The organism is Roseivivax isoporae LMG 25204 (assembly GCF_000521865.1).
In the GTDB taxonomy this organism is placed as follows: Bacteria; Pseudomonadota; Alphaproteobacteria; order Rhodobacterales; family Rhodobacteraceae; genus Roseivivax; species Roseivivax isoporae.
In genome coordinates this window covers 13672-27282 of record NZ_JAME01000012.1, presented here as the reverse complement: position 1 = coordinate 27282, position 13611 = coordinate 13672, and the positions used below count along the sequence as shown (strand labels likewise).

Sequence of the window (13611 nt, the reverse complement as noted above, 5' to 3'; positions counted from 1 at the left end):
CGCCGGCGCCGACTGGATAGCCGTGCGCCGAGCCGACTCGACCGGGCAACAGGGGCGACAGAGATGATCAAGGTTCTGGCAGGCTCCTGGGCACTGTTCCTCGGGATGATGCTGCTCATGCTCGGCAACGGCCTGCAGAGCTCGCTCCTCGGCGTCCGCGGCAGCGCGGCCGGCTTCTCGGCGCTGCAGATGTCGCTGGTCATGGCCGCCTACTTCGTGGGCTTCATGATCGCCTCGCAGGTCGCGCCGGGCATGATCCGCAGGGTCGGGCACGTGCGGGTCTTCGCCGCGCTCGGCTCGTTCATCTCGGCGGTCCTGATCCTCTATCCGACCATCGAGACGCCGTGGGCGTGGATCGTGGGCCGGGTCATCATCGGCTTCTGCTTCTGCGGGGTCTACGTCACCGCCGAGAGCTGGCTCAACAACTCGGTCACGAACGAGACACGCGGACAGGCGCTGTCGCTCTACATGATCGTGCAGATGGTGGGGATCATCTCGGCGCAGGCGCTGCTGAACGTCCCGGACCCGACGGGTTTCCTGCTCTTCGTCATCCCCTCGGTCCTCGTCTCCATCGCCTTCGCGCCGATCCTGCTGAGCGTGACGCCGACGCCCGCCTTCGAATCGACGCGGCCCATGAGCCTCTTCGCGCTCTACCGGACCTCGCCGCTCGGCTGCGTCGGCATGCTGCTCATGGGCGCGGTCTACGGGGCGCAGTTCGGCATGTCGGCGGTCTACGCCTCGCAGGCGGGCCTCAGCCTCGGCGAGACCTCGATCTTCGTCGCCGCGATCTACGTGGGCGCGCTGGTCTTCCAGTACCCGCTCGGCTGGCTGTCGGACCGCATGGACCGCCGCGTGCTGATCGCGGGCGCCGCGGCCGTCGGCGGCGCGGCGGGGGTCGTCGGGCTGCTCGCGCCGGGCTCGTTCGGCCTCATCGTCTGCGCGGCGGTGGTGATGGGGGGCTGCGCGAACCCGCTCTATTCGCTCCTCATCGCCTACACCAACGACTACCTGCCGCCCGAGGAGATGGCGAGCGCGTCGGCGGGGATGCTGCTGCTGAACGGGCTCGGCGCCATCGCGGGGCCGGTTCTGACCGGCTGGCTCATGGACCGCTTCGGCGCCTCGGCGTTCTTCCTGCTGATCGCGGTGCCGATGCTGCTGCTGACGGTCTACGCGCTCTACCGCATGACCCGCCGTCCCGCGCCGTCCTCGGACGTCACCGGGGCCTATGCGCCCGTGGCGCCGGTCGCCTCGGTGGTCGCGTTCGAGGTTGCGCAGGAATTCGCCGTCGAATCCGCGCAGGATGCCGCCGGGCAGACGGATCCCACCTGATCGCGCTTGCGCCGGCGTCCCGGACACACGACATGCCGAATGAAAGCCCGTGACATGAAAAGTGACTGTCTCGGGCCGCGGCGGGTCGTCATAGTGGCGGACGCGACATTGGGAAATACCGCTGGCAGGAAGGGAGCGGCGTGATGGAAGGCCCGGAAGAAATACTTACGTTCTGGCTCGACGAGGTGGGCCCCGAGGGCTGGTACAAGAGCGACGCCGACCTCGACGCGCAGGTGCGCGCACGGTTCCAGGAGACCTGGGAAGAGGCGATGGAGGGCCGCTTCGCCCTGTGGCTGACCTACCCGTCGGGGGCGCTCGCCTACATCGTGCTGACCGACCAGTTCCCGCGCAACATGTTCCGTGGCACGGCGCGCGCCTTCGCCTCCGACCGCATCGCGCTGGCTGCGGCCAAGCAGGCGGTGCACCGCGGCTGGGACCTGCGCATCGACGAACCGGCGCGGCAGTTTTTCTACATGCCGATGATGCATTCGGAGAACCTGTGCGACCAGGACCGCTGCGTCCGCCTGATGAAGGAGCGCATGGAAGGCGGCGCGGACAACCTCCTGCACGCCAAGGCGCACCGCGAGGTGATCCGCAGCTTCGGCCGCTTCCCGTTCCGCAACGCTGCCTTGTCGCGCAAGCCGACGGCGGGCGAGATCGCCTATGTCGAGGGGGGCGGCTACGGCCGCACGGTGCGCGAACTGCAGGACGGCGTCGCGGCGACCGCCTGAGGCCGGTCCCGTCACCGGGCGGGGCGGCTCAGGTCGTCCCGTCCTCCGGCGGTACCGCGCCGCCGCGGCCCTTGCGCACGCGTTCGATCAGGAAGCGGCGGGCGCGCCGCTCGGCGAGGCGCACGCGGACCGAGGTCAGGAACGCCTCCTCGAGCGTGTTCGAGGCCGCGGCGAGTTCGCGCGCGACCTCCATGTAGAGACGGTCCTCGCCGAGGGCGTCCTGCGCCTTGAGGACGTCCTGGGCGAGCTTGTCGGCGAGATCCTCGAGATAACCCATCGCGATCATCTCCTGCCGGCGATGCGCCGGTTCAGCGGCTCGTCTCGGTCAGCCGGCGCTTGACATAGGACGTGACGGTGCCGACCAGCGTGTCGAGATGCGCGTCCTCGAAGAAGTGGCCCGCGCCCTCGATCTGTTCGTGGGTGATGGTGATGCCGCGCTGCTCCTTGAGCTTGTTCACGAGCGCCAGCGTGTCCGCGGGCGGTGCCACGCGGTCGGCGGTGCCGTTCACGATGAGCCCCGAGGACGGGCAGGGCGCGAGGAACGAGAAGTCGTACATGTTCGCCGGCGGCGAGGCCGAGATGAAGCCGGTGATCTCGGGCCGGCGCATCAGGAGCTGCATGCCGATCCAGGCGCCGAACGAGAAGCCCGCGACCCAGCAATGCTTGGAATTCGCGTTCAGCGATTGCAGGTAGTCGAGCGCCGAGGCGGCATCGGACAATTCGCCCACGCCCTGGTCGTATTCGCCCTGGCTGCGGCCGACGCCGCGGAAATTGAAGCGCAGGACCGTGAAGCCCATGTTGTAGAACGCGTAGTGAAGGTTGTAGACCACCTTGTTGTTCATCGTCCCGCCGAATTGCGGGTGCGGGTGCAACACGATCGCGATGGGCGCGTCGCGATCCTTCTGCGGGTGGTAGCGGCCTTCGAGGCGGCCTTCTGGACCGGGGAAAATCACCTCGGGCATTTGGGACGGGGCTCCTTCGGCTGGCGAGCGTTGACGGGATCTTCCGGAAACCTTAGAACGCTTCTAAATCCGGAAGCCGTCGGATCGCGTGTCCGACGGCAGATATGCGCTCCGCCGGACGAGGTCAATCGTCCTGCGGGCCGACCCGTGCGGAGTATGGGGAGAGAACGACATGAAGCTCAGCACCAAGGGGCGGTATGCGATGGTGGCGCTGGTGGACCTGGCGCTGCAGCCGTCGGGCGACCTCGTGACGCTGGGCGACATCTCGCGGCGGCAGGACATCTCGCTGCCCTATCTCGAGCAGCTCTTCGTGAAGCTTCGCCGCGCGGACCTCGTGGCCTCGGTCAGGGGGCCGGGCGGCGGCTACCGGCTGGCGCGGCCCGCGACCGAGATCCGCGTGGTCGACGTGCTGGCGGCGGTCGACGAGACGGTGGACGCCATGCACAAGGGGGCGGGCGCGAGCGGCGGGCTGTCGGGGTCGCGGGCGCAGTCCCTGACCAATCGCCTGTGGCAGGGCCTCTCGGCGCATGTCTACGTCTTCCTGCACCAGACGCGGCTGTCGGACGTCGCGGGCAACGCGCTCGTGCCGTGCCCGGCGGTGCCCTCGCTCTTCGACGTGGTGGACGAGACATGAGGCCCGTCGCGCCCGTGTCGGGGACGCGAGGGGCGCTGCCCCTCTGCGCGCCGTGCGGCGCGCCGTCACCCCGGGATATTTCCGCCAAGAAGACGCCGGGAGTGTGGTCGTGAGGGAGCGCGTCTACCTCGACTGGAACGCCACGGCGCCGCTGTGCCCGGAGGCGCGGGAGGCGATGCTGGCCGCCATGGACGTGGCGGGCAATCCGTCCTCGGTGCACGCGGAAGGCCGCGCGGCGCGGGCGCTCGTCGAGCGCGCGCGGGCACAGGTGGCGACGGCGTTCGGCGCGGACGGCGCCGACGTGGTGTTCGTCTCGGGCGCGACCGAGGCCGCGGCGCTCGCCTGCGCGGGGCGCGGCCTCGTGGGCTCGCAGGCCGAGCACGACGCGGTCGCGGCCTGGATCGACCCGGTCCTGCCGGTGGCCGCGGACGGCACCGTTCGGGTCGAGACGCCCGGGGCGACGGCGCTGCAGGCGGCCAATTCCGAGACCGGCGTGGTGCAGGACCTGCCCGGCGGGCTCGCCGTGTGCGACGCGACGCAGGCCTTCGGCAAGCTGCCCGTGGCGTTCAACTGGATGGGCTGCGACATGGCGCTGATCTCGGCGCACAAGATCGGCGGCCCCAAGGGCGTGGGCGCGCTGGTCCTGCGGCAAGGGACCGAGATCGCCGCGCGGATCCGCGGCGGCGGTCAGGAGATGGGGCGGCGCGCGGGGACCGAGAACGTGGTGGGCATCGCGGGTTTCGGCGCGGCGGCCGAGGCGGCGCAGCGCGCGCTCGACGACGGCGCCTGGGCGCGGGTCGAAAAACTTAGAAGCGTTCTAGAATCTCTCATTGCAGCCGGCGCGGAAGAGACTATTTTTGTCGGGAAAGCGGCGCGTCGGCTGCCCAATACCAGCTGTTTCGCGGTTCCCGGCTGGAAGGGCGAGACGCAGGTGATGCAGATGGACCTCGCCGGGTTCGCGATCAGCGCGGGCTCGGCCTGCTCGAGCGGCAAGGTCCGCGAGAGCCGGCTGTTGCGGGCGATGGGCCACGACGCGGTGACCGCGTCCTCGGCGGTGCGGGTCAGCCTCGGGCCGGCGACCACCGAGACCGACGTGGCGCGCTTCACCGAGGCGTGGCTGAAGGCACATGAAAGGTTCCGCGCGCGCGCCGCCTGACGCGGAAGCGGTGCGGAACGATTGGAAAGGACGGACATGGCAGCTCTGGACCAGACGGACGTCAAGGAAGGCGTCGACCAGGAGACGGTCGACAAGGTCCGCACTCTCGGCGGCAAGTACAAGTACGGCTGGGAGACGGACATCGAGATGGACTACGCGCCGAAGGGCCTGACGCCCGACATCGTGCGCCTCATCTCGGAGAAGAACGGCGAGCCCGAGTGGATGACCGACTGGCGGCTCGGCGCCTACGAGCGCTGGCTCCAGAAGGAGGAGCCCGACTGGGCGATGGTCGACTATCCCGAGATCGACTTCCAGGAGCAGTATTACTACGCGCGTCCGAAAAGCATGAGCGAGAAGCCGAAATCGCTCGACGAGGTCGACCCGAAGCTGCTCGAGACCTACGAGAAGCTCGGCATCCCGCTGAAGGAACAGATGATCCTGGCGGGTGTCGAGGGCGCCGAGGCGGCGCCCGCGGAGGGCCGGTCGTCGGACCGCAAGGTCGCGGTCGACGCGGTCTTCGACAGCGTGTCGGTGGGCACGACCTTCCAGGCGGAGCTGAAGAAGGCCGGCGTCATCTTCTGCTCGATCTCCGAGGCGATCCGCGAGCATCCCGAGCTCGTGCGCAAATACCTGGGCTCGGTCGTGCCGGTCAGCGACAACTTCTACGCCACGCTGAACTCGGCGGTGTTCTCGGACGGCTCGTTCGTCTACGTGCCGCCCGGCGTGCGCTGCCCGATGGAGCTGTCGACCTATTTCCGCATCAACGCCGAGAATACCGGCCAGTTCGAGCGCACGCTCATCATCGCGGACAAGGGGTCCTACGTCTCCTATCTCGAGGGCTGCACGGCGCCGCAGCGCGACACCGCGCAGCTGCACGCGGCGGTGGTCGAGATCATCGCGGAGGAAGACGCCGAGGTGAAGTATTCCACGGTGCAGAACTGGTTCCCCGGCGACGAGGAAGGCCGCGGCGGCATCTACAACTTCGTGACCAAGCGCGCGGATTGCCGCGGCGACCGCTCGAAGGTGATGTGGACGCAGGTCGAGACCGGGTCGGCGGTGACCTGGAAATACCCCTCCTGCATCCTGCGCGGCGACGACAGCCAGGGCGAGTTCTACTCCATCGCCATCACCAACAACTACCAGCAGGCCGATACCGGCACCAAGATGATCCACCTGGGCAAGAACACGCGCTCGCGCATCGTGTCCAAGGGCATCTCGGCGGGGCATGCGCAGAACACCTATCGCGGGCTCGTCTCGATGCACCCGAAGGCCAAGAACTCGCGCAACTACACCCAGTGCGACAGCCTGCTGATCGGCGACAAGTGCGGGGCGCACACCGTCCCCTACATCGAGGTCAAGAACAACTCGAGCCGGGTGGAACACGAGGCGACCACGTCGAAGGTGGACGACGACCAGATGTTCTACTGCCGCCAGCGCGGCCTCGACGAGGAGGAGGCGGTCGCGCTGATCGTGAACGGCTTCGCCAAGGAGGTGCTGCAGGCGCTGCCCATGGAGTTCGCCATGGAGGCCCAGCAGCTCGTGGCGATCTCGCTCGAAGGCTCGGTGGGCTGACGGTCGGGGAGCGCGAGGCGTGCCGCTGAAGCTCTACTGGTGGGCGGGTCAGCCGAATTTCGGCGACGCGATCTCGGCCCGCGTCACCGCCTTCGCGGCGGGGCGCGGGGTCGTGCATGCCGAGCCGAAGGCGGCGGAGATCTTCGCGATCGGGTCGATCCTGCAGATCGTGCGGCGCACCCACCAGGGCCCGCGGCCCGACGGGTCGCGGCCGTGGATCTGGGGGTCGGGATGCATGAAGCCCGTCCGGCTCGACTTCGTTCCGCAGGTGCGCTTCGCCGCGCTGCGCGGGCCGATCACCGAGAGCCTTCTCGGCGTCTCGGCCGGGGCCTACGGGGATCCGGGGCTCCTGGTCGCCGACGCGTTGGGGGACCGGCCCGCGCGCGCAGACCGGATCGGCATCGTGCCGCACATGGCGCATGTGGACAGCCCCGAGCTTGCGGCGCTTGTCGCGGCGCACCCGGTGCTGCAGCTGATCGACGTGCGCGGCGACGCGGACGCGGTCTGCCGGCAGATCGGGTCCTGCGCGCACGTGCTGTCCTCGAGCCTGCACGGTCTCGTGGTGGCCGACGCCTACGGGGTCCCGAACACCTGGCTCGACCCCGCGGGCATCCACCAGAGCCCGCGGCTCAAGTTCTACGACTACGCCGCGGGGATCGGGCGGGCGTTGCCGCGGCCGCTGACGCTCGGCGAGGTGCCGGAGCGGCTGGCCGCGCTCGGGGACGGACCGCTCGGCTATACCGACGGGATCGAGGCGGCGAAGGCCGCGCTGCTCGCCGCCTTCCCGGAAGAGCTGCGGCGGGACGAGGCGGCCTGAGGGCGCGCCGGATGACGGGAACACGGGAGACGGACATGATCGTGACGACCACGAACAACGTCGAGGGATACCAGGTCGCCGAGTACAAGGGGATCGTGGTGGGCGAGGCCATCATGGGCGCCAACGTCTTCCGCGACTTCTTTGCCCAGGTGACGGACATCGTGGGCGGCCGGTCGGGCGCCTACGAGACCAAGCTGCGCGATGCGCGCGAGATCGCCTTCGGCGAGCTCGAGGCGCGGGCGGCGCAGCTCGGGGCCAACGCCGTGATCGGCGTGGACATCGATTACGAGGTCGTGGGCGAGTCGATGCTGATGGTGTCGGTTTCGGGCACGGCGGTGGTGCTGGGCTGACGGCACCGGGAATTGTCACAGGCGGCGCCGGACGACGGCCCGCGACAGGACGAATGAAGGACGAAAGATGCTTGAGATCAAGAACCTGCACGTGAAGCTCGAGGAAGAGGACAAGGTGATCCTCCGCGGGGTGGACCTGACCGTCGAGGCGGGCAAGGTGCACGCGATCATGGGACCGAACGGCTCGGGCAAGTCGACGCTGAGCTACGTCCTGTCGGGCCGCGACGGCTACGAGGTCACGGACGGCAGCGCCACGCTGCTCGGCCAGGACATCCTCGGCATGGAGCCGGAGGAGCGCGCGGCGGCGGGCCTCTTCCTGGCGTTCCAGTACCCGGTAGAAATCCCGGGCGTCGGCAACATGACCTTCCTGCGCTCGGCGGTGAACGCGCAGCGCAAGGCGCGGGGCGAGCCCGAGATGTCGTCGACGGAGTTCCTCAAGGTCATCCGCGAGAAGGCCAAGGAGCTCGAGATCGACGCCGACATGCTGAAGCGCCCGGTCAACGTGGGCTTCTCGGGCGGCGAGAAGAAGCGCAACGAGATCCTGCAGATGGCGATGCTCGAGCCCAAGATGTGCATCCTCGACGAGACGGATTCGGGTCTCGACGTGGACGCGATGAAACTCGTTTCGGACGGCGTGAACGCGCTGCGCGACGAGGGCCGCGGCTTTCTCGTCATCACCCACTACCAGCGGCTTCTCGACCACATCCAGCCCGACGTGGTGCACATCATGTCGAACGGCCGGATCGTGAAGACCGGCGGCCCCGAGCTCGCCCTCGAGGTCGAGAAGAACGGCTATGCGGACCTCAAGGAGACCGCATGATGGCATTGCTCAAGAAGAAGGCGCCCGATGCGCGCAAGCTCGAGGCGACCGCGGCGCGGCTCGACGCGCTGACGATCCCGCAGGGCGGCTGGGCGGAACCCGCGCGCCGTGACGCGGCCGCGCGCCTGCGGGCGCAGGGGCTGCCGCAAGGCCGCGACGAGTACTGGAAGTTCACCCGGCCCGACACGCTGACGCAGGAAGACGCGCCGCGCGCCGCGGTGCTCGAGCCCGGCGAGACGCCGATCTTCGACGCCTTCGACCGGCTGAAGATCGTGTTCACGGATGGCGTGTTCGACCCCGAGGCGTCGGACGCGCTTGCGCTCGAGCACGTGGAGATCGAGCGGCTCGCGACGAGCCGCGCGGACATCCACTGGGCCAAGGACCTCTACGGCACGCTCGAGGCGCGCGGACAGGTGCCGGTCGACCGCCCGCTCGCGGCGTTCAACACGGCCTTTGCCACGGACGGCCTGCTGATCCGCGTAATCGGCCGGGCGCCGAAGCCCATCGCGATCATTTATCGTCACGAATCAGAGACTTCGGACGCGATCCTGCACCACGTGGTGAAGGTCGAGGAAGGCGGGGAGCTGACCCTGCTCGAAACCGGGCCGGCGGCCGCGCGGTTCAACAAGTGCATGGAGGTCGACGTCGCCGACGGCGCCGCGTTCCGGCACATCCGCACGCAGGGACGCGACCACGAACGCCGCGCCGCGACGCACATCTTCGGGCGCCTCGGGGCCGAGTCGGTCTTCAAGTCGTTCACGCTGACCATGAACGGCAAGCTCACGCGGAACGAATGCGTGCTGGAGCTGACCGGCGACGACGCGGTGGCGCACGTGGCCGGGGCCTGCGTGGGCGACGGCGATTTCCACCACGACGACACGGTGTTCATCACCCATGACGCGGTGAACTGCGAAAGCCGCCAGGTCTTCAAGAAGGTGCTGCGCAACGGTGCCGTGGGGGTCTTCCAGGGCAAGATCCTGGTGCAGCCGGGCGCACAGCGGACCGACGGATACCAGATCAGCCAGTCGCTGCTGCTCGACGAGGACAGCCAGTTCCTGGCGAAGCCCGAACTCGAGATTTACGCCGACGACGTGGCGTGCTCGCACGGGTCGACCTCGGGCGCCATCGACGAGGAGGCGCTGTTCTACCTGCGCGCGCGCGGCCTGCCCAAGGCGGACGCGACGGTCTACCTCACGCTCGCGTTCCTGGCCGAAGCGGTGCAGGAGATCGACGACGAGGACCTGCAGGCCGAGATCGTGGGTCGCATCGAGGCGTGGCTCTTCCGGCGGCGCCGCTGATCCCGATGGCGGTGTCGAGCGATATCGCGGCCACCTATGTCAGGGGCCCGGGGTCGGTCATGCGGCGCCTCCTGTCGGCTGGCCAGCGCGAGGACCGCGCCCTGGCCATGCTGATGGGGGCGTGCGTGCTGGCCTTCGTGTCCCGCTGGCCCGCGCTGTCGCGGCAGGCTCATCTCGACGGGACGGAATTGAACCCCGCGCTTGGCGGCGCCCTTTTCGGCTGGCTCTTCGTCGCGCCGCTGATGTTCTACGGCATCGCGGCGGTGAGCCACATCTTCGCCCGCGTGCTCGGGGGGCGGGGCACCTGGTACGGCGCGCGGCTCGCGCTCTTCTGGTCGTTCCTGGCCTCGACGCCGCTCATTCTCCTGAACGGGCTCGTGGCCGGGTTCATCGGGTCGGGCCCGGCGCTGAGCCTGGTGGGCGCCGCGTGGATCGCGGCTTTCCTGTGGTTCTGGATCCGCTGCCTCACCATCGCGGAGCGTCCCGCATGAGCCCCTCGGCCTTCCTGTCGCTCGCCTGGCACAGCATCGTCGCGCCGCGCGAGGTGGCCCGGTTGCTCCTGTCGCTGCGGCTCGGGCACGAGGCGATCGTGCTGGCCTTTGCGCTGGTCGTGGTGCTGCAGACCGCGCTCGTGACGGTCTCGAGCATGCTGATCCCGCCCGATCCGTCGGTCGCACCTATCCTCATGCAGCCCATGGTCTTCGCCGTCGGGCTCTGCGCGGTGCTGCTGGTCCTCACGCTTGCCCTGACCTGGGCGGGCCGCGGCGTGGGCGGCGTGGCGCAGGTGGCGGACATCGCGCTGCTCGTGGTGTGGATCCAGGGGCTCGACGTGGTGGTGCAGGCGGTGCTGGTGCTGCTCGCGCCCGTGGTGCCGGGCCTCGCCGGGATCATATCGCTGGCGGCTTCGGGCGTCGGCATCTGGATTCTCCTGAACTTCCTCGCCGAAGCACAGGAATTCGAAGGACTTCTCAAGGCAGCGCTCGTGATGGTCCTGGCGGTGACGGGCCTCGCGCTCGGCATCTCGCTGGTGATCTCGCTCTCGGGTGCAACGATGGGACTGAATGCCAATGTATGACGTGAACGAAATCCGCCGCGACTTCCCCATCCTGTCGCGGCAGGTGAACGGCAAGCCGCTGGTCTATCTCGACAACGGCGCCTCCGCGCAGAAGCCGCAGGTGGTGATCGACGCCGTCACGCGCGCCTATGCCGAGGAATATTCCAACGTTCACCGGGGGCTGCATTTCCTGTCGAACCTCGCGACGGAGAAGTACGAAGGCGTGCGCGGAACCGTCGCGCGCTTCCTGAACGCGCCCTCCGAGGAGGAGATCGTGTTCACCACCGGCACGACCGAAGGCATCAACCTCGTGGCCTACGGCTGGGCCATGCCCCGGATGGAGCCCGGCGACGAGATCGTGCTGTCGGTGATGGAGCACCACGCGAACATCGTGCCCTGGCATTTCCTGCGCGAACGGCAGGGGGTCACGCTGCGCTGGGTCGATGTGGAGGCCGACGGATCGCTCGACCCGGAAAAGGTGATCGACGCGATCGGCCCCAAGACCAAGCTCGTGGCGATCACGCAGCTCTCGAACGTGCTGGGCACCGTGGTCGACGTCAAGACGATCGCGGCTGCGGCCCACGAGAAGGGCGTGCCGGTGCTGGTCGACGGCAGCCAGGGTGCCGTGCACATGCCGGTCGACGTCGCCGATCTGGGCGTCGACTTCTACGCTGTCACGGGACACAAGCTCTACGGCCCAAGCGGTTCGGGGGCGATCTTCATCCGGAAGGAGCGGCTGGCCGAGATGCGGCCCTTCATGGGCGGCGGCGACATGATCCGAGAGGTCCACAAGGACGAGATCACCTGGGCCGACCCGCCGATGAAGTTCGAGGCCGGCACTCCCGGCATCGTGGCGACCATCGGCATGGGCGTCGCGCTCGACTACATGATGGCGCTCGGCATGGACAACATCGCCGCCCACGAGGCGCGGATCGCGGATTATGCCCGAGAGCGGCTCGACGGGCTGAACTGGCTGCAGGTGCAGGGCAAGGCGCCCGGCAAGGCCGCGATCTTTTCCTTCATGCTGGACGGTGCGGCGCACGCGCATGACATCTCGACCATCCTCGACAAGAAGGGTGTCGCGGTGCGCGCGGGCCACCATTGCGCGGGGCCGCTGATGGATCACCTCGGGATTTCCGCGACCTGCCGGGCGTCCTTCGGGCTCTACAACACCGAGGCGGAGGTCGACGTGCTGGTCGAGGCGCTGGAACTCGCGCACGAACTCTTCGCCTGAGCGGTCGGACGTGCGCGCGCCCCCGGCTGCGGGGACGCGCGCGCTGCGCGGCGGGGGCCTCCGGGCCGGATCCGCGCGGGAGGGTCGCGGTCCGGCGCCGGTCAGGCGGCCTCAGCCCGCGCGCAGGTCGGCCGCGTGCGCGATGTCGCCGCGGTTCTTCTCGACCCAGGCCATGACCCGGCCCATTGTCGTGGCGCTGCCGCCGAATCCCGACCACGGGGTGAAGTCGGTGTTCAGCACGCTCTCGGGGTCTTCCTTCAGCAGCCGCACGATCACGCTCGCGACGATCGTGCCGCCGACGCCCGCGAGCCTGCCGCCCGCATGGTCGGCCTCCTCGAGGCAGTAGAACCAGATCGGCGTCTTGTCGATGTGACGGTCCCGCAGGATTTGCGGCGCCGGCAGTTCCTTCACCGGCACGTGCGGCGCGTTCTGCTTGAGCCAGCGCGCGACCTGCTGGCCGGAGGCGAGCTTGAGCGCGCTCCGGTCGCGCAGGATGTTGCGCAGCGGCAGCTTGCGGGCCTGCTCGATCGGAATCTCGACCCCGTCCCACGAGGCGGGCGCGCCGACCACGTTCGACGGCAGCTCGAACAGCGTCTTGGCCACCTTGGTTCCGACCGGCAACGCCTTCTGGGCCTTGCCGTCGCCGGTGTCGAAGAACTGCGCCAGCTCGAGGTCCGCCTCGGGCTTGCGCGGTCCGAAGCCCAGCATCATCGGCTCGAACAGGTCGACCGGGCTCGCGCCGTGTTTCAGCCGGTAGGAGGGCTGCACGGTGGCGTGGCCGAACCGGTAGGCCGCCCCCGAGAATTCCGCCGGCATCAGCGGCGCGTGTCGGCCGAAGATCCACGGATCGTGCAGCGCGGCGTCGATGCAGGGCTGGTCGACGAAGGACGGGAGCAGCGCGTGCAGCACGAGCCACTGGTAGTGCAGGCGCACGAAGCGGCGCACATGCTCGAAATCCATGAGCGACGGCGGCACGCTCTCGTGCCATACGCTCTGGCGGATCGACATGACGCCGCATTCGTGCACGTCGTCCTTGGCCGCGCCGCCCTCGCTCACGTGGCTCATCAGGATGTTGTGCAGGCAGATCATCGCGCCGTGCACCTGGCTCACGATGATGTTCTCGTCGTTGCGGTGATCGCCGATCAGCGCGGTGCCGTGCGCGTTCCGCGCGAGGTCGATCGGGTTCTCGTCGCGTCCGAACAGCAGGAAGCCCGGATGCCGGGGGCTGTACAGGAAGGGCGACGCCTCGGGGCCGTCACCATAGACGCAGTCGAGGTCTAGCCCCGGCGTGCGCACGTTGCGGATCGACCGCGGGTCGATCTTCTTGCCGATGGAGCTCGTGGCATCGAGCGTCACGTCGTGGTCCACGAACTGGCCGAAGAAGGTCATGCCGGCATCGGCAGGGCCGTCCTTCAGCGTCTCGGTCTTCATGGAATCGACGAGCGCGATGAGCGCGTCGACGATCTTCTGCGTGCTGAGGTTGCCGGTGATGTCGTTCGGCCCGCCCAGCAGGTGGCCGAACGTGTCCGCAAGCGGCGGTTTCATCATCAGCGCGGTGTGTTCGAGGCAGTGCTTGACCAGGTGGTCGAACCTGGACATCCCGTGAATCATGCCCGTCATGGCACGTCTCCTGAAAAGTGATTGGCATCAAAAT

The 13611-nt window shown here is 68.7% G+C and carries 15 protein-coding genes; 12 read left to right on the top strand and 3 right to left on the bottom strand.

The annotated features are described in order from the left end of the window. Positions 1-63 precede the first annotated feature (63 nt). Together RISW2_RS09420 and RISW2_RS09415 are read left to right on the top strand one after the other, a co-directional pair. Complete coding sequence (locus RISW2_RS09420; protein ID WP_043769605.1) at positions 64-1329, top strand: MFS transporter; 1266 nt, start codon at positions 64-66, stop codon at positions 1327-1329. 143 nt (positions 1330-1472) lie between these two features. Beyond that, complete coding sequence (locus RISW2_RS09415; RefSeq protein ID WP_043769601.1) at positions 1473-2060, top strand: DUF924 family protein; 588 nt, start codon at positions 1473-1475, stop codon at positions 2058-2060. Positions 2061-2088: 28 nt separating this feature from the next. Here RISW2_RS09415 and RISW2_RS09410 read toward each other — a convergent pair whose 3' ends face one another. Together RISW2_RS09410 and RISW2_RS09405 are read right to left on the bottom strand one after the other, a co-directional pair. Continuing rightward, positions 2089-2337 (bottom strand): hypothetical protein, encoded by a 249-nt coding sequence (locus RISW2_RS09410; RefSeq protein WP_043769802.1) that lies wholly within the window; start codon positions 2335-2337, stop codon positions 2089-2091. Positions 2338-2368: 31 nt separating this feature from the next. Then, positions 2369-3022 (bottom strand): alpha/beta hydrolase, encoded by a 654-nt coding sequence (locus RISW2_RS09405; protein ID WP_043769598.1) that lies wholly within the window; start codon positions 3020-3022, stop codon positions 2369-2371. A 172-nt stretch (positions 3023-3194) separates the two neighbouring features. Between RISW2_RS09405 and iscR the strand changes: the two genes are divergently transcribed. The 10 genes from iscR to RISW2_RS09355 all read left to right on the top strand — a co-directional run bounded on the left by iscR (position 3195) and on the right by RISW2_RS09355 (position 11957). Next, positions 3195-3656 carry a Fe-S cluster assembly transcriptional regulator IscR gene (gene iscR / locus RISW2_RS09400; protein ID WP_043769595.1) on the top strand — a complete coding sequence of 154 codons (462 nt, stop codon included), beginning with the start codon at positions 3195-3197 and terminating at the stop codon, positions 3654-3656. Positions 3657-3765: 109 nt separating this feature from the next. After that, on the top strand, positions 3766-4812 hold the full coding sequence (locus tag RISW2_RS09395; protein ID WP_043769799.1) for a cysteine desulfurase family protein: 1047 nt from the start codon (positions 3766-3768) through the stop codon (positions 4810-4812). 36 nt (positions 4813-4848) lie between these two features. Continuing rightward, positions 4849-6384 (top strand): Fe-S cluster assembly protein SufB, encoded by a 1536-nt coding sequence (gene sufB / locus RISW2_RS09390; RefSeq protein WP_043769593.1) that lies wholly within the window; start codon positions 4849-4851, stop codon positions 6382-6384. 19 nt (positions 6385-6403) lie between these two features. Further along, entirely contained in the window at positions 6404-7201 is a 798-nt protein-coding gene (locus RISW2_RS09385; protein WP_043769592.1) for a polysaccharide pyruvyl transferase family protein, read from the top strand. Positions 7202-7236: 35 nt separating this feature from the next. Next, positions 7237-7551, top strand: coding sequence for a heavy metal-binding domain-containing protein (locus RISW2_RS09380; protein WP_043769589.1), 315 nt, complete (start codon positions 7237-7239; stop codon positions 7549-7551). 67 nt (positions 7552-7618) lie between these two features. Further along, positions 7619-8371 carry a Fe-S cluster assembly ATPase SufC gene (gene sufC, locus RISW2_RS09375; RefSeq protein ID WP_043769586.1) on the top strand — a complete coding sequence of 251 codons (753 nt, stop codon included), beginning with the start codon at positions 7619-7621 and terminating at the stop codon, positions 8369-8371. Next, complete coding sequence (locus tag RISW2_RS09370; protein WP_425277788.1) at positions 8368-9669, top strand: SufB/SufD family protein; 1302 nt, start codon at positions 8368-8370, stop codon at positions 9667-9669. Before sufC ends, RISW2_RS09370 begins: the two co-directional genes overlap by 4 nt. A gap of 5 nt (positions 9670-9674) precedes the next feature. After that, a complete protein-coding gene (locus RISW2_RS09365; protein ID WP_043769796.1) occupies positions 9675-10160 on the top strand; it encodes a hypothetical protein in 486 nt (161 codons plus the stop codon). Further along, positions 10157-10744 carry a hypothetical protein gene (locus RISW2_RS09360; RefSeq protein WP_043769582.1) on the top strand — a complete coding sequence of 196 codons (588 nt, stop codon included), beginning with the start codon at positions 10157-10159 and terminating at the stop codon, positions 10742-10744. The genes RISW2_RS09365 and RISW2_RS09360 overlap by 4 nt, the downstream gene beginning before the upstream one ends. Continuing rightward, the gene (locus tag RISW2_RS09355; protein WP_043769579.1) at positions 10737-11957 is read left to right on the top strand and encodes a cysteine desulfurase; all 1221 of its coding nucleotides are present in this window, start codon (positions 10737-10739) and stop codon (positions 11955-11957) included. Before RISW2_RS09360 ends, RISW2_RS09355 begins: the two co-directional genes overlap by 8 nt. A 111-nt stretch (positions 11958-12068) precedes the next feature. Here the strand turns inward: RISW2_RS09355 and RISW2_RS09350 are convergent, their stop codons facing one another. Next, the gene (locus RISW2_RS09350; RefSeq protein ID WP_043769574.1) at positions 12069-13577 is read right to left on the bottom strand and encodes a peroxidase family protein; all 1509 of its coding nucleotides are present in this window, start codon (positions 13575-13577) and stop codon (positions 12069-12071) included. Between the last annotated feature and the right edge of the window lie 34 nt (positions 13578-13611).

Coding starts and splice junctions, on each gene's coding strand:
- RISW2_RS09420 (WP_043769605.1), top strand. CDS start 64: ATGATCAAGGTTCTGGCAGGCTCCTGGGCACTGTTCCTCGGGATGATG.
- RISW2_RS09415 (WP_043769601.1), top strand. CDS start 1,473: ATGGAAGGCCCGGAAGAAATACTTACGTTCTGGCTCGACGAGGTGGGC.
- RISW2_RS09410 (WP_043769802.1), bottom strand. CDS start 2,337: ATGGGTTATCTCGAGGATCTCGCCGACAAGCTCGCCCAGGACGTCCTC.
- RISW2_RS09405 (WP_043769598.1), bottom strand. CDS start 3,022: ATGCCCGAGGTGATTTTCCCCGGTCCAGAAGGCCGCCTCGAAGGCCGC.
- iscR (WP_043769595.1), top strand. CDS start 3,195: ATGAAGCTCAGCACCAAGGGGCGGTATGCGATGGTGGCGCTGGTGGAC.
- sufB (WP_043769593.1), top strand. CDS start 4,849: ATGGCAGCTCTGGACCAGACGGACGTCAAGGAAGGCGTCGACCAGGAG.
- RISW2_RS09380 (WP_043769589.1), top strand. CDS start 7,237: ATGATCGTGACGACCACGAACAACGTCGAGGGATACCAGGTCGCCGAG.
- sufC (WP_043769586.1), top strand. CDS start 7,619: ATGCTTGAGATCAAGAACCTGCACGTGAAGCTCGAGGAAGAGGACAAG.
- RISW2_RS09370 (WP_425277788.1), top strand. CDS start 8,368: ATGATGGCATTGCTCAAGAAGAAGGCGCCCGATGCGCGCAAGCTCGAG.
- RISW2_RS09365 (WP_043769796.1), top strand. CDS start 9,675: ATGGCGGTGTCGAGCGATATCGCGGCCACCTATGTCAGGGGCCCGGGG.
- RISW2_RS09360 (WP_043769582.1), top strand. CDS start 10,157: ATGAGCCCCTCGGCCTTCCTGTCGCTCGCCTGGCACAGCATCGTCGCG.
- RISW2_RS09355 (WP_043769579.1), top strand. CDS start 10,737: ATGTATGACGTGAACGAAATCCGCCGCGACTTCCCCATCCTGTCGCGG.
- RISW2_RS09350 (WP_043769574.1), bottom strand. CDS start 13,577: ATGACGGGCATGATTCACGGGATGTCCAGGTTCGACCACCTGGTCAAG.